This window comes from Saccharopolyspora gregorii (assembly GCF_024734405.1).
Classification (GTDB): Bacteria; Actinomycetota; Actinomycetes; order Mycobacteriales; family Pseudonocardiaceae; genus Saccharopolyspora_C; species Saccharopolyspora_C gregorii.
The window spans coordinates 1,220,350-1,237,831 of record NZ_CP059556.1 but is presented as its reverse complement, the minus strand read 5'-3'; the positions used below and the strand labels follow the sequence as shown (position 1 = coordinate 1,237,831).

12 protein-coding genes and 1 pseudogene are annotated in these 17,482 nt (G+C 73.2%); 5 read left to right on the top strand and 8 right to left on the bottom strand.

Going from position 1 to position 17,482, the window contains the following annotated elements:
- The first annotated feature begins 106 nt into the window (after positions 1-106).
- Positions 107-736: an SRPBCC family protein gene (locus tag H1226_RS05365; protein ID WP_258347609.1), complete on the top strand. Its 630-nt coding sequence runs from the start codon at positions 107-109 to the stop codon at positions 734-736.
- A 47-nt stretch (positions 737-783) separates the two neighbouring features.
- On the top strand, positions 784-1,557 hold the full coding sequence (locus H1226_RS05360; RefSeq protein WP_258347607.1) for a class I SAM-dependent methyltransferase: 774 nt from the start codon (positions 784-786) through the stop codon (positions 1,555-1,557).
- A gap of 115 nt (positions 1,558-1,672) precedes the next feature.
- Here H1226_RS05360 and H1226_RS05355 read toward each other — a convergent pair whose 3' ends face one another.
- A complete protein-coding gene (locus tag H1226_RS05355; protein ID WP_224956449.1) occupies positions 1,673-2,524 on the bottom strand; it encodes a lysophospholipid acyltransferase family protein in 852 nt (283 codons plus the stop codon).
- The gene (locus H1226_RS05350; protein ID WP_258347605.1) at positions 2,521-3,300 is read right to left on the bottom strand and encodes a GNAT family N-acetyltransferase; all 780 of its coding nucleotides are present in this window, start codon (positions 3,298-3,300) and stop codon (positions 2,521-2,523) included. The genes H1226_RS05355 and H1226_RS05350 overlap by 4 nt, the downstream gene beginning before the upstream one ends.
- A gap of 140 nt (positions 3,301-3,440) precedes the next feature.
- Between H1226_RS05350 and rnhA the strand changes: the two genes are divergently transcribed.
- Positions 3,441-3,896: a ribonuclease HI gene (gene rnhA, locus H1226_RS05345; protein ID WP_258347603.1), complete on the top strand. Its 456-nt coding sequence runs from the start codon at positions 3,441-3,443 to the stop codon at positions 3,894-3,896.
- 109 nt (positions 3,897-4,005) lie between these two features.
- Here the strand turns inward: rnhA and H1226_RS05340 are convergent, their stop codons facing one another.
- Positions 4,006-4,965 carry an electron transfer flavoprotein subunit alpha/FixB family protein gene (locus H1226_RS05340; protein WP_258347602.1) on the bottom strand — a complete coding sequence of 320 codons (960 nt, stop codon included), beginning with the start codon at positions 4,963-4,965 and terminating at the stop codon, positions 4,006-4,008.
- 28 nt (positions 4,966-4,993) lie between these two features.
- On the bottom strand, positions 4,994-5,776 hold the full coding sequence (locus tag H1226_RS05335; RefSeq protein WP_258347601.1) for an electron transfer flavoprotein subunit beta/FixA family protein: 783 nt from the start codon (positions 5,774-5,776) through the stop codon (positions 4,994-4,996).
- A gap of 303 nt (positions 5,777-6,079) precedes the next feature.
- Between H1226_RS05335 and H1226_RS05330 the strand changes: the two genes are divergently transcribed.
- The gene (locus tag H1226_RS05330) at positions 6,080-6,925 is read left to right on the top strand and encodes a DegV family protein (protein WP_258347600.1); all 846 of its coding nucleotides are present in this window, start codon (positions 6,080-6,082) and stop codon (positions 6,923-6,925) included.
- Positions 6,926-6,943: 18 nt separating this feature from the next.
- Here the strand turns inward: H1226_RS05330 and hrpA are convergent.
- From hrpA to H1226_RS05315, 3 genes and pseudogenes are all read right to left on the bottom strand, one after another.
- Positions 6,944-10,836: pseudogene (gene hrpA, locus H1226_RS05325) on the bottom strand (ATP-dependent RNA helicase HrpA).
- A 188-nt stretch (positions 10,837-11,024) separates the two neighbouring features.
- Complete coding sequence (locus H1226_RS05320) at positions 11,025-11,783, bottom strand: tyrosine-protein phosphatase (protein ID WP_258347598.1); 759 nt, start codon at positions 11,781-11,783, stop codon at positions 11,025-11,027.
- Positions 11,784-11,880: 97 nt separating this feature from the next.
- Positions 11,881-13,362: a neutral zinc metallopeptidase gene (locus tag H1226_RS05315; RefSeq protein ID WP_258347596.1), complete on the bottom strand. Its 1,482-nt coding sequence runs from the start codon at positions 13,360-13,362 to the stop codon at positions 11,881-11,883.
- A gap of 228 nt (positions 13,363-13,590) precedes the next feature.
- On the opposite strand from H1226_RS05315, the gene H1226_RS05310 reads away from it, so the two are divergent.
- Positions 13,591-14,748, top strand: coding sequence for a hypothetical protein (locus H1226_RS05310; protein WP_258347594.1), 1,158 nt, complete (start codon positions 13,591-13,593; stop codon positions 14,746-14,748).
- A gap of 19 nt (positions 14,749-14,767) precedes the next feature.
- Here the strand turns inward: H1226_RS05310 and glgP are convergent, their stop codons facing one another.
- Complete coding sequence (gene glgP, locus H1226_RS05305; protein WP_258347593.1) at positions 14,768-17,317, bottom strand: alpha-glucan family phosphorylase; 2,550 nt, start codon at positions 17,315-17,317, stop codon at positions 14,768-14,770.
- Between the last annotated feature and the right edge of the window lie 165 nt (positions 17,318-17,482).

Below are 17,482 nucleotides of genomic sequence, written 5' to 3'. Positions count from 1 at the left end.
CCAGTCGGGTCCACCGTTCGGCGGTGCGCGACCTGCGCCGGGCCGGACGTCGGCGGTCGCTCCTACGCTGGCCCCGGAGCGAGCCGCCACCACGGAGGAGCAGGTCATGGTCGACGCCCAGCAGCAGTTGGCCGCGGTGCGGCGCACCGTCGGCACCCGCGAACTGGAGACCGGTCCCGCGCGGGTCGCGGTGCTCGCCGAGCGGCTGGACGCGCCGCTCGACGAGGTCTGGGACGCGGTGACCAGCGCCGAGCGGATCCCGCGGTGGTTCCTGCCGATCAGCGGGGAGCTGCGCCTCGGCGGCCGCTACCAGCTGGAGGGGCACGCGGGCGGCACCGTGCAGCGCTGCGACCCGCCGCGCTCCTTCGCCGCGACCTGGGAGTTCGGCGGCGAGGTGAGCTGGATCGAGGTGCGGCTGCGCCCCGCCGACGGCGGCACCGACCTGGAGCTGGAGCACGTGGCGCACGTGTCCGAGCAGCGCTGGGCGCAGTACGGGCCGGGCGCGGTCGGGCTCGGCTGGGACTCGATGCTGCTCGGCCTCGCCTCGCACCTGGCGGCCGGGGGCGGGATCACTCCGGAGGAGGGCCCGGAGTGGCTGGCGTCCGCGGAGGGCCTGCGGTTCCTGCGCGCCGGGTCCGAAGCCTGGTACGAGGCCAGCGTGGCCGCGGGCACCCCGGAACCGGAGGCGCGCGCCGCCGCCGACCGCACCCTCGCCGCCTACACCGGCCAGGAGTGACCCGGGCACCGGAACGTCCGGGCGGCCCACGACGGCGGAAGAGGACGATGGAGAAGTACGGCGACAGCCTGTTCACCCTGGACGCCGACGAGGAGGTGCGGCTCGACCTGCTGTGCCGGCTCTTCGACCCGGAGACCACCCGCCTGCTCGCCGAGCTCGGCACCCGGCCGGACGCCCGCTGCCTGGAGGTCGGCGCCGGCTCCGGCTCGGTCGCCCGGTGGTGGTGCGAGCAGGTCCCCGACGGCGAGGTGGTCGCGACCGACGTGCAGACCTCCCTGCTGGAGCGCGACCCGCGCCCGAACCTGACCGTGCTGCGCCACGACGTGGTCCGCGAGGTGTTCCCGCCGGAGTCGTTCGACGTGATCCACGCCCGGCTGGTGCTGTCCCACCTCCGCGAGCGCGACGAGGTGCTGCGCCGGATGCGGGACTGGTTGCGGCCCGGGGGCGTCGTGCTGGTCGAGTCGTTCGGCTGGTTCCCGCTGGGCGGTTCGCCGAACCCGGTCTACAGCGGGGTGCTGCGGCGGTGGAGCGACCTGCTGCGGGAGGTCGTGGGCACCGACAGCGGCTGGTCCCGGCGCCAGCCCGGATCGCTGCTGGAGCTCGGCTACCGGGACGTCGGGGCGCGCTCGGCCACCTGGCACCTGCGCGGCGGCACGGACCTCGCCGAGTTCTGGCGGCGCGGCGTGGCGATGTCGGCGGAGCGGCTGCTCGCCGACGGCCGGGTGCCGGCGGACGAGCTGGCGGAGTTCCACCGCCTGCTGCGGGACCCGGGTTTCTGGGACCTCTCCCCCGCGTTCGTGCAGGCGTGGGGCCACCGCTAGCGGTGCCCCCGGGCCCTTCCGCCAGGACGGTGCCGGGTCGCCGTTCAGCGGCCGCGCCGCTGACGAGGAGCGGACGCCCCCGACGCCGCCCGCTGCCGCGTTCGTCCAGCGGTGATCAGGCCGCCGACGGGAGCGGGTGCGGGGCGCAGCGGTGCCGGTGGGCGGGGTGCCGTTCCGCTGCGGAGGTGGCTCGGGCGACGGCGTGCCGTGCGCGGCGGGCCAGCTCGGCCCGGCTGCCGGTCGCGAGCTCCGGCAGCACCTCGAACTCCACCACCAGGTCCCGCGCCCGCGCCACCGCGAGCACCGAGTCCAGCAGGGTCGCCGCCCCGACGAACGCGGCGACCGTGGTGGGCTCCCCGGCCCCGGTGCGGAACCGCAGGGCCACCGGCCGCACCGGCACCCCCGCGTCCAGCGCCGCCTGGAACACCGCGGGCCGGTAGCGCCCGGAGGCCCGGCCGCACCAGGTGGTGCCCTCCGGGAAGGCACCGACGACGGCACCACCGCGCAGCGCGTCGGCGAGCGCGCCGATCGCGGCGGGCAGCGCCGAAAGCCGCTCCCGGTCGATGTAGAGGGTGCCGACGCGGGTGGCCAGCGGTCCCACCACCGGCCAGGCCCGCAGTTCGATCTTCGCCAGCAACCGCATCGGCCGCACCGCCATCAGCGCCACCACGTCCAGCCAGGACACGTGGTCGGTGACCACCAGGCAGCCGGAGCTCCCGAGCTCGCCGCGCACCACGAACCGCACGCCGAACGCGCGCAGCAGCGCCCGGAACCAGGCCCGCACCAGCGCGGTGCGCAGCGAGCCGCGCAGCAGCGCGAACACCACCGCCAGCGCCACGCCCAGCAGCAGCAGCGCCACCGCCCGGGACAGCCGCAGCACCACCAGGTGGGTGCCGGCCCGCGGGCTCCCCGGCCCGGGCAGGCACCCGGGACCGCACGGGGAGTCCGGGAACCACGGGTGCGTCATGCCGACGCGCCCAGGAAGAACCGCAGGTACCGCTGGTCGATCGCGGTGAAGTCGAGCAGCACGAAGAAGTCCGCCACCCCGAACTCCGGGTCGTGCGCCGGCGGTCCGCACACCCACGCGCCCAGCCGCAGGTAGCCCTTCAGCAGCGCGGGCAGCGGACCGCGGTGGGTGCGCGGCACCCCGTCCGGGTTCCACGGCCGGTAGGGCCGCACCCGCAGCTCCGGGGGCGAGAGGTGCTTGGCGGTCACGGCGTCGGCGACCTTCGCCGCCAGCGGCCCGCCGTCGTCCAGCGGCACCGAAGCGCACCCGGCCAGCCAGGTGTGGCCGGACAGCAGCATGTAGCGGGCGATGCCCGCCCACACCAGGCTCACCACCGCACCGGAGCGGTGGTCGCGGTGCACGCAGGACCGGCCGGCCTCGACCAGGGCGGGGCGCAGCGAGGTGAGCGAGCCCAGGTCGAACTCGCCTTCGGAGTACAGCTTCCCGGCGGCGTGCGCGCGTTCCGGCGGGAGCATGCGGTAGGTGCCGACGACCGCGCCGGAGCGGTCGTCGCGGACGATCAGGTGATCGCAGAAGTCGTCGAACGGATCGGTCTCCACGCCGGGCAGGTCGGCGTGCACGGTGGCGCCCATCTCCTCGGCGAACACCTGGTAGCGCAGGCGCTGGGCGGCCCGCACCTCCTCGGCGTCCCTGGCCACGAGCAGCGAGTAGTGGGCTCCGCCGGAGGCGGACGATCCCGCGGGCGCGGTGCTGGCAAGCAGCTGCGACTCGGACATGCCTGCAGGTGTATCGCCGCGCGCAGGAAGCGCAGTAGATCGGACGAGGACACGCAGCAGGAACTTTCGGTGAATGCGCGGTACTCGATCGATGCGGTCCGCCTCGCGGGTCGCCGCGGCCCGGGAAGTAGGTTTGCGGGATGCCTGAGCCCGACCGGAACCTCGTGGAACTGTTCACCGACGGCGCCTGCAGCGGCAACCCCGGCCCCGGCGGGTGGGGCGTGGTGCTGCGCTATGGCGACCACGAGCGCGAGCTGCACGGCGGGGAGCCCGCCACCACGAACAACAAGATGGAGCTCACCGCGGTCATCGAGGGGCTCGCCGCGCTGACCCGCCCGATGCCGCAGGTGCGGGTGTTCAGCGACAGCACCTACGTGCTCAAGGGCATCTCGGAGTGGATGCGCGGCTGGAAGCGCAACGGCTGGTTGACCTCGGCGAAGAAGCCGGTGAAGAACGCGGAGCTGTGGCAGCGCCTGGACGCCGAGGTGCAGCGGCACGGCGAGGTGACGTGGAACTGGGTGAAGGGCCACAACGGCCACCCGGAGAACGAGCGCGCCGACAAGCTCGCCTGCCAGGGCCGCGACGAGCACCGCTGACACCCCGGCCGGGCTCCGGCGGTGACCGCCGCCGAGGAGCCCGTCCGTACGACGAGAACGGGCCGCGCCCCGGTGCGGGGTGCGGCCCGTTCTCGGCTCAGCGGAGGGCTCAGCCCTTGCGCTTGCCGACCTCGTCGGTCAGCTGCGGGGCGACCTTGAACAGGTCGCCGACGACGCCGTAGTCGGCGATCTCGAAGATCGGCGCCTCGGCGTCCTTGTTGACCGCCACGATCGTCTTCGAGGTCTGCATGCCGGCGCGGTGCTGGATGGCGCCGGAGATCCCGAGGGCGATGTAGAGCTGCGGCGACACGGTCTTGCCGGTCTGCCCGACCTGGAACTGGTGCGGGTAGTAGCCGGAGTCGACCGCGGCGCGGGACGCGCCGACGGCGGCGCCGAGCGAGTCGGCGAGCTTCTCCACCACGTCGAACGACTCGGCCGAACCGACGCCGCGGCCACCGGAGACGACCACGGACGCCTCGGTGAGCTCGGGGCGGTCCCCGGCCTCGGCGGGCTGCACGCCGGTGATCTTGGCGTTCTTCGCGGCGTCGACCGCGGGCACCTCGACCGCTTCCTGGGCACCGGCGCCGGCGGCCTGCTCGGCCTCGACGCTGCCGGGCAGCACGGTCACGACCGGCGTGCCGGTGGTGACCTGGGCCTTGGCGTTGTAGGTGCCGCCGAACAGCGAGTGCGAGCCGACCCCGTCGCCGTCGATGTCGACGACCTCCGAGAGCAGACCCGAACCGAGCCGCACGGCCAGCCGGCCCGCGATCTCCTTGCCGTCGATCGAACCCGGTACCAGCACCGCGGCCGGGGAGGCCGAGCCGACCAGCGACGCGAGCACGTCGACGGCCGGGGTGACCAGGTAGGACGCGGTGTCGGCGGACTCGGCCGCGTACACCTTCTCGGCGCCGTAGGACGCCAGCACATCGGCCAGCTTGCCCGCTTCACCGGGCTCGCCGACGACGACCGCGGACGGTGCGCCGAGGCGGCGGGCGGCGGTCAGCAGCTCCAGGGTGACCTTCTTGACCTCACCGCCGGAGTGGTCGACGAGGACCAGAACCTCAGACATGTCTTTCATCTCCTCGCGAACCTAGGACTCAGACCAGCTTCTCGGCGGCCAAGAACTCGACGATCTTGGTGCCGCCGTCGCCCTCGTCGTTGACGCGCTGGCCGGCCTGCTTCGGCGGCTTCGGCGCGGACTCGACCACCTTGGACCCGGCACCGGCCAGGCCGACCTCGGCGGCGTCGATGCCCGCGTCGGCCAGGGTCAGCACGGAGACCGGCTTCTTCTTGGCGGCCATGATGCCCTTGAAGGACGGGTACCGCGGCTCGTTGATCTTCTCGGTGACCGACACGACCGCGGGCAGGTTCGCCTCGAGGCTGATGATGCCCGCGTCGGTCTCGCGCTCGATGCTGATGGTCGAGCCATCGGTGGTGACCTTGCGCGCGTAGGTCAGCTGCGGCAGGCCCAGCAGCTCGGCCAGCATCGCCGGGACCGCGCCCACGCGGCCGTCGGTGGCCTCGTTGCCCGCGATCACCAGGTCCACGGAGTCGACGGTGCCGACGACCTTGGCGAGGGCCTTGGCGGTGGAGACCGCGTCGGAACCGGCCAGCGCCTCGTCGGAGAGGTGCACCGCCTTGTCCGCGCCCATCGACAGCGCCTTGCGGATCGCGTCGGTGGCGCGGTCCGGACCCATCGCCACGACGGTCACCTCACCGCCCTGCGCCTCCTTGATCAGCAGCGCCTCTTCCACCGCACGTTCGTTGATCTCATCCAGCACGGCGTCCGCCGACTCGCGGTCGAGCGTGTGGTCGGAGTCTTTGAGCTTGCGCTCGGACCACGTGTCGGGCACCTGCTTCACCAGGACGACGATGTTCATGGGTCCTCTTCGACCTCCTGCGGACTTCACGTCGGCTTCGCTTGCGTTTCGCGCGGTTGCGCGGGGTTCCGGTCGGTGCGATGACACCACGACCGGGAAGTTCGACCTTGCCACGGCGCACTGGTGGTGGCACAGTGACGCCAACCACCCCGGATGTTACTTGCCGGTAGCCCCTGCGCAACCAACGTTTCCCGTGACGGTACTCACGTAGTCGGCGCGGCTTCCGACCGCACCCACAACTCCGGCGCACGAACCCACCCGGCCAAGATCTGAAAACTTTCACACGTGACTAGCCTGCACGCCATGAAGCACCACGTCGCCATCGTGACGGACTCCACCGCCTCGATCCCGCCCGACGTCGCCGAGCAGCTGAACATCTGCGTGATCCAGCTGGAACTCACGATCGGCGATCAGGAGAACGACGAACGCCGCATCCCGCACACGGAACTCGCGCAGGCGCTGCGCGACGGCACCCACGTCGAAACGGGCCCGCCACCACCGCCCGCGTTCTTCTGGAACTACAACGACGCCGCCTCCTCCGGGGCCGAGGCGATCGTCTCCGTGCACATCTCCGAAGGCCTCTCCCAGACCTGCCAGTCCGCGCGCACCGCGGCGGAGGAGATCAGCCTGCCGGTGTTCGTCGTCGACTCGCGGCTGTGCGGGCTCGGCATGGGTTTCCCCGTGATCGCCGCCGCCGAGGCCGCCGCCGCGGGCGGCAGCACCCAGGGCGTGCTCGGCGTGCTGGACCGCAGGCTGCGCAGCACCACCCAGATGATCTACGTGGACACCTTGGAGTACCTGCGCCGCAGCGGGCGCGTGGGCCGCGCCCAGGCCTTCTTCGGGCAGGCGCTGTCCATCAAACCGGTGCTGGTGCTGCGCGAAGGCATCCTGGAACCGATGGTCAAGGGCCGCGGACCGGAGCGGGCGCTGAAGAAGGCCATCCGCGAAGCCGTCGCCCGCGCCGGCGACGGGCCGGTGGACATCGGCATCGAGCACTTCCAGTACGGCGAACGCGCCCACGAGATCGCCGAGCAGCTGCGCGCGCAGCTGCCGCAGGCCCGCCGCGTCGTCGTCGCCGAGACCAGCGCCATCATCGGCGCCCACGCCGGGCCGGGAGCCCTGGGCCTCACCGTCTCCCCCGCGACCTGACCCGCGGGGGCGGCCCGGTCAACGCAGCGCCTTGTCCAACGCCCGGTGGATCCGCTTGGCCGACACGGCCTTCGGGGTGCCGATCGACTGCGCGAACAGGGAGACGCGGAACTCCTCGATCATCCAGCCGACGTCGAGGAGTTCCGGCGCGGGCGCGTGCCCGTCCGGCACCGCGTCCAGCGCGTCCAGGTAGCGGTCCCGCACCTCGTCGACCTGCGCCATCCACTGCCGGTCCCGCTGCGGGTGGTGCTGGACCTTCTCCAGCCGCTGCTCCACGGCCCGCAGGTAGCGCTCCAGGTCCGGCAACCGCGCCCACCCGGCCTCGGTGACGAACCCCGGGTGCAGCAGGCCGGACAGCTGCTCCTCGACGTCGGCGCGCGAGTCCGCGGGCATCGTCGGCGCCCGGTCGGCGAGCGCCGAGCGGGCCCGCTGCGCCGCGTCGAGGACCTTCTCCACCTTGGCGGCGGCGTCGGCGGTCACCGGGCCGAGCCCGGCGCGCACCTTCGCCTGCAGCGCCGCGAACCCGTCCTGGCTCCACACCGGGCCGCCCGCGTCGGCGACGAGCTTGTCCACCGCGCAGCTCGCGCAGTCCTCCAGCAGCAGCCCCAGATCGCCGTGCGGGGCGGTGCCCAGCACCACGCGGGTGCGGGCGTTCATGCCGCGCTGCAACGACTTCACCGGCGACGGCAGGTTCAGCAGCAGCAACCGCCGGGTGCCGTCCCACAGCGCGCGGCGCTGCTCGGCCTCGGTGTCGAACATGCGGACCGCGACGGAATCGCCCTCGTCCACCAGCGACGGGTAGGCCTTCACCGCGTTCCCGCCGCGATCCTGCTCGAAGGTGCGGGGCAGTTCCCCGAAATTCCACGAGTCCAGCCCGGCGCGTTCCACGGTGCCCGCGGCCGCGGAGATCTCGGCGCGCAGCTTCGGTCGCAGCCGCCGCTTCAGCTCCTCCAAGTCCTTCGACTCGGCGAGCTTCTTCCCGTCGCCGTCGATGACGCGGAACGACATCGACAGGTGGTCGGCCAGCGAGTCCACGTCGAACTCGCCCGGCGGCACCGTCACCCCGGTCATCCGCCGCAGCTGGTCGCTGAGCGCCCCGACCAGGTCGCCCTGCAGCGCGGGCATCCGGGACAGCGCGGCCTTCGCGTGGTCGGGCACCGGGACGAAGTTGCGCCGCAACGACTTCGGCAGCGATTTGATCAGCGCGACGACGAGTTCCTCGCGCAGGCCCGGGATCTGCCAGTCGAACCCGGCCGGTTCGATCTGGTTCAGCACCGCCAGCGGGACGTGCGCGGTGACGCCGTCGGCGTCGGCGCCCGGCTCGAACTGGTAGGTCAGCTCCAGCCGGTGCCCGCCCTGCTGCCAGGCGTCCGGGTAGTCGTGGTCGGTGACCCGCGCCGACTCCTGGTTGATGAGCATGGACTTCTCGAAGTTGAGCAGGTCCGGCTGCTCGCGGCGGGTCTTCTTCCACCAGCTGTCGAAGTGCCTGCCGGAGACGACCTCGGCGCCGACCCGCTGGTCGTAGAACTCGAACAGCGTCTCGTCGTCGACGAGGATGTCGCGGCGGCGGGCCCGTTCCTCCAGGCCCTCCACCTCGGCCAGCAGCGCGCGGTTGTCGTGGAAGAACCGGTGGTTCGTGTCCCAGTCGCCCTCCACCAGCGCGTGCCGGATGAACAGCTCCCGGCACAGCTCCGGTTCGACGCGGCCGTAGTTCACCTTGCGGTCGGCGACCAGCGGCACCCCGTACAGCGTGACCTTCTCGGCGGCGACGACGGCGGCCCGCTTCTTCTCCCAGTGCGGTTCGCTGTAGCTGCGCTTCACCAGGTGCCCGGCGAGCTCCTCCACCCACTCCGGTTCGACGCGGGCGTTCACCCGCGCCCACAGCCGGGAGGTCTCGACGAGCTCGGCGGCCACCACGAACCGCGGCGGCTTCTTGAACAGCGCCGAGCCGGGGAAGATCGCGAACTTGGCGCCGCGGGCGCCCAGGTACTCGGTGGCCCCGCGCCTGCGCTGGCCGCCCTGCTGCTTCTTCTCGTCGACGTCCTTGAGCCCGATGTGCGACAGCAGCCCGGCCAGCAGCGAGCGGTGCACCAGCTCGGGCGCGGCCGGGTTGTCGTTGAGCGTCATGTCCAGCGACTTCACCATCTGCCGCAGCTGCGAGTACAGGTCCTGCCACTCGCGCACCCGCAGGTGGTTGAGGAAGTCCGCCTTGCACTGCTTGCGGAACTGGTTCGACGACAGCGCGCGCTGCTGCTCCCGCAGGTGGTTCCACAGGTTCAGGAACGCCAGGAAGTCCGAGCCCTCGTCGGTGAACCGGGCGTGCTTCTCCCCCGCCGCCTGCTGGTGCTCGGCGGGGCGCTCCCGCGGGTCCTGGATGGACAGCGCGGCGGCGATGACGAGCGTCTCGTGCAGGCAGCCGTTGCGGTCCGCGGCCAGCACCATCCGCGCCAGCCGCGGGTCGACGGGCAGCTGCGCGAGGGTGCGGCCGACGGGGGTGAGCGTGCGCTTCCCGTCCTGCTCGCCGGTGTCCAGCGCGCCCAGCTCGTGCAGCAGGTTCACGCCGTCGGTGATCTGGCGGCGGTCCGGCGGCTCCAGGAACGGGAACTCGGCCACGTCGCCCAGGCCCAGCGAGGTCATCTGCAGGATCACCGAGGCGAGGTTGGTGCGCAGGATCTCCGGGTCGGTGAACTCGGGCCGGGACTCGAAGTCCTGCTCGGAGTACAACCGGATGCAGATGCCCTCGGACACGCGGCCGCAACGGCCCTTGCGCTGGTTCGCCGACGCCTGCGACACCGGTTCGATCGGCAGCCGCTGCACCTTGGTGCGGAAGCTGTACCGGGAGATGCGGGCGGTGCCCGGGTCGATCACGTACTTGATGCCGGGCACCGTCAGCGAGGTCTCGGCGACGTTGGTGGCCAGCACGACGCGCCTGCCGGTGTGCGGTTGGAACGCGCGGTGCTGCTCGGCGGCGGAGAGCCGCGCGTACAGCGGCAGCACCTCCGTGTTCCGCAGCTTCAGCTGCTCCAGCGCGTCGGCGGTGTCGCGGATCTCCCGCTCACCGCTGAGGAACACCAGCACGTCCCCGTCGCCTTCGGCGCCGAGCTCGTCGACGGCCTCGCAGATCGCCTGCGTCTGGTCCCGTTCGAGCGCGGGCAGGTCCGGGTCGTCCGGTTCCTCCACCAGCGGCCGGTAGCGGACCTCGACCGGGTAGGTGCGGCCGGAGACCTCCACGACGGGGCGTCGTCGAAGTGCCGGGAGAACCGCTCCGGGTCGATCGTCGCCGAGGTGATGATCACCTTGAGGTCGGGGCGGCGCGGCAGCAGCTGCTTGAGGTAGCCGAGGATGAAGTCGATGTTGAGGCTGCGCTCGTGCGCCTCGTCGATGATGAGCGTGTCGTAGCGGCGCAGCAGCCGGTCCCGCTGGATCTCGGCGAGCAGGATGCCGTCCGTCATCAGCTTCACCAGCGTCGACTCGCCCGCGCGCTCGGTGAACCGCACCTGGTAGCCGATCGCCTCGCCCAGCTCGGTGCCGAGCTCCTCGGCGACGCGTTCGGCGACGGTGCGGGCCGCGATCCGGCGCGGCTGGGTGTGCCCGATGCCGCCCTGGATGCCGCGCCCCAGCTCCAGGCACATCTTCGGCAGCTGGGTCGTCTTCCCGGAGCCGGTCTCGCCCGCGACGATCACCACCTGGTTGTCCCGGATCGCCGCCAGCAGGTCGTCGCGGCGCGCGCTGACCGGCAGCTGCTCGGGGTAGGTGATGCGCGGGACCGCGGCGCGGCGGCGCTCGACCCGCTGTTCGGCGGCCGCGACCTCGGCGGCGATCTCGCCGGTGACCGAGTCCAGCGCCGCGGCGTCGCGGATCTTGCGGGCGCCTTCGATGCGGCGGCGGAGCCTGCGCTGGTCGTTGAACATCAGCTCGGGCAGGCGGCCGCGCAGATCGGCCAGCGGGGAGCTCACAGGTGACGTACCCATACTTCGTTCCAGGATAGAGAACGCCGCCACCGGTTTTCCGCCGGTCAGGCTGTGACGCGGCGGACGCCCCGCCGGTCGGCTCCCACCGCGGTGCGGCAGCACGGCCCGGCAGCGCGGGAGGGGCCGGCTCAGCCGTGCAGGAACGGGGTGTCGATGGGGCGGGCCGGGCGGACGCGGCCGAGGGCGCGCTCCCGCAGCGCGGTGAGCTCCCCGCCGGTCAGGCCCGCCGCGAGCAGCTCGGCGGCCAGGTCGCGGGCCTCGACGACCTCGCGGACCACGGCGGCGGTGCTGCTGCCGTGCGCGGCGAGCAACCGCCGGATCTCCGGGGCGTCGTCCGGTCTGCCCTCGGCGGCGGCGACCGCGCGCAGCGGGGCGTGGCTGAGCGCGTGGTCGGCGGCGATGACCTCGGCGGAGGCGCCCAGCAGGCCGAGCAGCACCAGCACCACCAGCCCGGTCCGGTCCCGCCCGCTGCCGCAGTGCACCAGCACCCCGCCCGGGCGGGCGGTGGCGATCGCGCCGACCACCTCGGCCAGCCGCCGCGGGTAGCGCCGCACGAACGCCGGGTAGTACAGCGGGGTGCAGGACAGCGCGCCGCCCCAGCGGTCCCGGAACTCGGCGTCCCCGGGATCGTCCAGCGGCAGGTGCAGCGTGCTGAGCCCGGCGGGCCGCGGCGCCCGGTCCGGGCCGTCCTCGACGCCGTCGGTGAGGTCGACGACGGTGCGCACCCCGTGCGCCCACAGCGCCGCCCAGCCCTCGGCGCTCAACCGCACCGGGTTCCCGGCGCGGACGACGGCGCCCCAGCGCACGTAACCGTCGCGCACCGGCACGCCGCCCAGCTCGCGGCCGTTGATCAGTCCGTCCCACCCGAGTTCCCGCCATCCAGCCATGTCCGGAGGACGCGCGGACCCGACCGCCGTTGCACGCCGAACGGCCCAACCACCGCCCGTCGTTCGCCGCCCGCCGCGATGCTCCCGCGGCCGCGTCTCAGGCGGGTCCGGCGGAGTACTGGGTGCTGCAGGGGGAGAAACCGTCCTGGAAGCCGAGGCGGAAGGCTTCGACCCGGGCGAAGCCCGCGGGCACCTGCCGGCCGTCGACGTCGGCGGCGATGAGGCTGTCGTCGCCGAGCAGCGCGGCCACCCCCTCGTCGATGTCCCCGGGCGCCATCCGCAGTTCGCCCACCGGGTTGCGCCGCCCGATCGGGTCCTCCACCAGCAGCCCGCTCCAGGCGCCGACCATGCACGCGGTGCGCAGCCCCGCGTTCTGCCCGGTCAGCGGCAGCCCGGCGGCCTCCTGCACGGACAGCGCGTAGCGGGACGCGACCTGGGCGTACGCGGCGAAGTCGCCGTAGCCGGAGTTCGCGTCGTCCTTCGCGGGCGGAGTCGCGATCCGCTGCAGGTCGTCGAGGCTCAACGACACCGTGTTGGTGCCGGGGCAGTAGGCGACGGGGCTGGTGCTGCGCACCCCCGCGCAGGCGAGCGGTTCGGTCACCAGGTGCGGCGGCAGCGCCCCGGTGTCCTTGAAGACCAGCCGGAGGCTCTCCTGCACGGCGGCCAGGTTCTTCTCGTCGACGGGCAGGTCGGTCTCCTGCGCCTGCTTCCAGAACCGGAACTGGGTGGTGCGCTGCTTGACGTCCTCGGCGTCCATCTCGGCGCACCGCTTCGGCCCGTCGCTGAAGCCGTACTGGAAGGCGGTGACCCGGTCGAAGGCGCTGCCGTGCGCGTCGGCGCCGGTGAAGTCGCTCTCGCCCGGGGTGTCGCGGATGTAGCTGAGCACACCCATGACCTTGTTCAGGCCGTCGCCGGTGGAGACCTGGAAGTGCTGCGCGCCGCCTTCGGCGACGTGCCGGAAGAAGGAGCCGGTGAAGCAGTCGGCCTGCTGCTCGGAGACCAGCGTCGAGTCCTGCTCCCCGACGGTGCCGGCGCGCTGCTGCACGGCGTGGCCCATCTCGTGCGCGAGGACGGTGACGACGGCGATCGGCCCGAAGCTGTTGTTCAGCCGCGGCAGCAGGTCCGCGCGGTCCCAGGCGACGAGGTCCTCCTTGCCGCAGTAGAACGCGTTGGACAGCCCGCGCGTCTGCTGGCCGCAGAGCGCGCCGCCGAGCGCCGTGGAGTCGTAGGAGACGAACTTGCCGACCGGGTCGAACTCCTTGCCGTCGAAGGCGTCGGGGAACTCGGCCTTCCAGTAGTCCTGGACGTCGGAGACGGCGTTGCGGGCGAGCCCGTCGATCTCGCCGCGGTCGGTGCCCTCCACCGCCAGGTCGGCGTCGGCGACGCCCGCGCGGGGCCCGGTGGGTCCGTCGTTCACGGGCAGTCCGGCCACGTCGTCGGCGGCGGGCCCGCCTTCCGCGGTGGGGGTGCCGCTGATCACCCGCGAGCACCCGCTCACCAGCGAGATGCACGCGAGCAGCGCGAGGACCGCGCCGCCGACCCGGGTGCCGCGCGGAGCGCCTGCCGAAACCGGTGCCACAGAAGTTCCTCATCCTGTCCGAAGGTCCGTTGGCGGCGGCGGACCCGCGTCCCCGAGCTCGGTCCACCGGCCGCGCGGATCAGCCTATCGGGTGGCCGGTGCGGCCCGGTTCTCCGCGCCGCGCCCGGAATCCGGTGCCGCGCACGGCGTCCGCGCCGCGGATCGAGACGGGCTTCGCACCGGAAACCGCCGTGGTGGCGGCGATCGTTCCCGTAAGGTCCTCTGCCCATGGGGACGTTGCGTCAGTGGTGTCGGCCGTGGGTGGTGGCCGCGCTGTCCGGCCTGGTGGCCGTGGGGGTCGTGGAAGGCGTCGCGGGCAGCGGTCCCGGCGGGTTCGGGTGGGGCGTGCTGGGCGCGCTCGCCGGGGTCGTCGCACTGCCGATGATCACGCAACTGGGGTTGCTGACCGGGGCGGCGGTGTTCGGGCTACGCATCCGGCACGTCGTGATCGGCTCGCTGCGCGGCATCGCGACCTGGCGGGTGGGGCGCACCACGATCACGTTGCGGGCGCTGCCGCTGGAACTGGCCTCCGAGATCGGGCCGTGGCGCAGCCCGGTGATCCTGCGCTGCTGGCTGGCGGGCGTGACGTCGGCGGTGGCCGGGATCGGTGCCGTGCTGGCGTGCTGGCTGCTGGCGGAGGGATCGTTCGGACGCGGCCTGCTGATCGCCGTGACGCCGCTGATGCTGCACAAGTTGTGGCCGCGGCGGGCGCCGCTGGCCACCTCGACCGGCTGGCTGCTGTTCGGGTTGCCGCGGATGGAGGAACCGCAGCGCACCGAGTTCCTGGCGAGCCCGCTGGCGGCGCGCGCGCACGAGGCGTTGCAGGACGGGGACGTGGCCCGCGCGCAAGTGGTGGTGAACCGGCTGGCCGCGCTGCACCCCGGCCTGGACACCACGATCAACTGCCAGATCACCATGCACGAGGCGCGCGGCGAGTACGCGGAGGCGGTGCTGAAGCTGGTGGGGCACATCGCGGCGGCCGACCTGCCGCCGCGCGAGCTGTCCTACGTGCTGGCGGGCCTGGCCGGGTTGGGCTGCTGCGCCGCGGAATCCGGCCAGCTGCCCGCCGACGAGGTGCTGCCGATCGCGCGGAAGGCGATGGAGGACGCCATCTCGCTCGGCTACCCGGCGTACCGGCTGAACGGGACGAAGGGGTTGCTGGCGCTGCTGGAGGGCGACGCGGACGAGGCGGCGCGGCTGGCCGCGTCCGGCGCGGACCACGCCACCTCGCCGCTGTCCAAGGCGGACGACTTCGCGACCTTGGCCCGCGCGCACATGGCCCGCCGCGACAACGCCGCCGCCCGCACCGCGCTCGCCGCCGCCGAACGCCTCGCCGCCTGGTGGCCGCGGGTCCGCGACGTCCGCGACCGCCTGCACGTCGCCTAGTTCCCGGCCGCGAACCGGGTCAGGCGAGCACGATCCGGCCCAGTTCCGCCGGACCGGACAGCAGGGGGTGCTTCGGCAGGACGCGGACCGTGTAGCCGGCGGGTCCGGCGTGCGGCAGGGTCACCGTCGCCTCGTAGTCGCCGTCCGGGCCGGGCCGCATGGATTCCGTGCTGAACTCGTGCAGCACGTCCGCGTCGTCGACGCGGCCCACCACCACCTCGACGTCCACATCGGACGGTGCGAGTCCGGCGAGGTCGACCTGGGCGCGCACCGTGATCCGCCCGCCCAGCAACGGGGTCGCGCCGTCCGGCACCGACATCCGGGTGGAGCCGATCCGCACCGAACCCCACGCCGACCCGAGCCGCGCCCCGTACTCGGCGAGCTCCTTCGCGCCGCGGTGGTCGTGCTCGGTCATCGCCTGCGCCGACCGCGCCGCCGGCCCGTAGTAGCGGTCCACGTACTCGCGGACCATCCGGGACGCCTGCACCCGCGGGCCGAGCGTGGCGAGGGTGTGGCGCACCATCGACATCCACTTGCCGGGCACGCCGTCGGCGCTGCGCTCGTAGAACGTGGGGGCGACACCGGTGGCGATGAGCTCGTACAGCGCGGCCGCCTCCAGGTCGTCGCGCCGGTTCTGGTCGGTGACGCCGTCGGCGTTCGGGATCGCCCACCCGTTCTCGCCGTCGAACAGCTCGTCCCACCAGCCGTCCCGCACCGACAGGTTCAGCGCGCCGTTCAACGCCGCCTTCATCCCGGAGGTGCCGCAGGCCTCCAGCGGCCGCACCGGGGTGTTCAGCCACACGTCGCAGCCGGACACCAGGTACCGGGCCAGCGACATGTCGTAGTCCGGCAGGAACACGATGCGGTGGCGCACCTCGGGGTCGTCGGCGAACCGGGTGATCTGCTGGATCATCGCCTTGCCGCCCTCGTCGGCCGGGTGCGATTTGCCCGCCACGACCAGCTGGACGGGCCGCTCCGGGTCGAGCAGCAGCCGCCGCAACCGCTCGGTGTCGCGCAGCATCAGCGTGAGCCGCTTGTAGGTCGGCACCCGGCGGGCGAAGCCGATGGTGAGCACGTCCGGGTCGAACACCGAATCGCACCAGCCGAGCTCCAGGTCGGAGGCGCCGCGCTGCAACCACGCCTGCCGCAGCCTGCGCCGCACCTCGTCCACCAGCCGCTGCCGCAGCGAACTGCGCAGCTCCCACAGCAGCGGGTCGCTCACCGGTTCCATCCCGCGCAGCCCCGCGCCGCTGTCCATTTCGGACTCGCCGAGCAGCTTGCCGAGCTCCCGCGCCGACCAGGTGGGCCCGTGCACCCCGTTCGTGACCGACCCGATCGGCACCTCCTCCACGCCGAAACCGGGCCACAGCCCGCGGAACATGGTGCGCAGCACCCCGCCGTGCAGCGCCGACACCCCGTTGGCGCGCTGCGCGAGCCGCAACCCCATGTGCGCCATGTTGAACATGCCGGGCTTGTCCTCCGCACCCAGCGCCAGCACCCGTTCCGTCGGCACTCCCGGCAGCAGCGCCCCGGAGGAACCGTCGCCGAAGTAGTGCCGCACCAGGTCCACCGGGAACCGGTCGATGCCCGCCCGGACCGGGGTGTGCGTGGTGAACACGGTGCCCGCGCGCACCGCCGCCACCGCCTCGTCGAAGTGCAGCCCGGGCCCGCCGTGCAACTCCCGGACCCGTTCCAGGCCGAGGAAACCGGCGTGCCCCTCGTTGGTGTGGAACACCTCCGGCTCGGGGTGCCCGGTCAGCTCGCAGTAGGCGCGCAGCGCCCGCACCCCGCCGATCCCGGCGAGGATCTCCTGCCGGATCCGGTGGTCCGCGTCCCCGCCGTAGAGCCGGTCGGTGGTGCCGCGCAGGTCGTCGTCGTTGTCCGGCAGGTCGGTGTCCAGCAGCAGCAGCGGAACCCGGCCGACCTGCGCCTTCCAGATCCGCGCGCGCAACTCCCGCCCGGCGGGCATCGCCACCCGCACCAGCAGCGGCGCGCCGGACGGCTCGGTGAGCACCTCCAGCGGCAGGCCCTTCGGGTCCTGCACCGGGTAGTGCTCCTGCTGCCAGCCCTCCGCGGACAGCGCCTGCCGGAAGTAGCCGGAGCGGTAGAACAGGCCCACCCCGATCAGCGGCACCCCCAGGTCCGACGCCGACTTCAGGTGGTCGCCCGCGAGCACGCCGAGCCCGCCCGAGTAGTTCGGCAGCGCCTCGCTGACCCCGAACTCCATCGAGAAGTACGCCACCGACGACGGCAGCCCGGCGCCTTCGGCCTGGCGCTGCTGGTACCAGCGCGGCACCGACAGGTAGTGCCGCAGGTCGTCGTGCACGGCTCGGGTGCGGGCCAGGAAGTCGTCGTCCTGGGCGAGCCCGCGCAGCCGCTCCGCGGGCACCTCCTCCAGCAACCGCAGCGGATCGCCGCCCACCCGCGACCACACCTGCGGGTCCACCGCGGCGAACAGGTCCTGCGTCGGCGGGTGCCAGGTCCAGCGCAGGTTCGTCGCCAACGTCCCCAACGCCGCCAGCTGTTCCGGCAGGTGTGCTCGAACGGTGAATCGGTGGACGGCTTTCACGGCGGCTGATCCCATCTCGCGGTCTGGTCGGTCGCGGGAACCGGCGCGGCGTCGCACAGCTCCGACGAGTTCCGCGCCGCCCGCGGGCGAACGCGTGCCCGCCAGTCTCGCAGGCCGGAGACGCGGCCGCGGACGGCTGATCCACCCGGTGGTGCGAAGCTGGCG

What these genes read in the sequence shown, in the direction of transcription:
- H1226_RS05365 (WP_258347609.1), top strand. Translation starts at nt 107, where the DNA reads ATGGTCGACGCCCAGCAGCAGTTGGCCGCGGTGCGGCGCACCGTCGGC.
- H1226_RS05360 (WP_258347607.1), top strand. Translation starts at nt 784, where the DNA reads ATGGAGAAGTACGGCGACAGCCTGTTCACCCTGGACGCCGACGAGGAG.
- H1226_RS05355 (WP_224956449.1), bottom strand. Translation starts at nt 2,524, where the DNA reads ATGACGCACCCGTGGTTCCCGGACTCCCCGTGCGGTCCCGGGTGCCTG.
- H1226_RS05350 (WP_258347605.1), bottom strand. Translation starts at nt 3,300, where the DNA reads ATGTCCGAGTCGCAGCTGCTTGCCAGCACCGCGCCCGCGGGATCGTCC.
- rnhA (WP_258347603.1), top strand. Translation starts at nt 3,441, where the DNA reads ATGCCTGAGCCCGACCGGAACCTCGTGGAACTGTTCACCGACGGCGCC.
- H1226_RS05340 (WP_258347602.1), bottom strand. Translation starts at nt 4,965, where the DNA reads ATGTCTGAGGTTCTGGTCCTCGTCGACCACTCCGGCGGTGAGGTCAAG.
- H1226_RS05335 (WP_258347601.1), bottom strand. Translation starts at nt 5,776, where the DNA reads ATGAACATCGTCGTCCTGGTGAAGCAGGTGCCCGACACGTGGTCCGAG.
- H1226_RS05330 (WP_258347600.1), top strand. Translation starts at nt 6,080, where the DNA reads ATGAAGCACCACGTCGCCATCGTGACGGACTCCACCGCCTCGATCCCG.
- H1226_RS05320 (WP_258347598.1), bottom strand. Translation starts at nt 11,783, where the DNA reads ATGGCTGGATGGCGGGAACTCGGGTGGGACGGACTGATCAACGGCCGC.
- H1226_RS05310 (WP_258347594.1), top strand. Translation starts at nt 13,591, where the DNA reads ATGGGGACGTTGCGTCAGTGGTGTCGGCCGTGGGTGGTGGCCGCGCTG.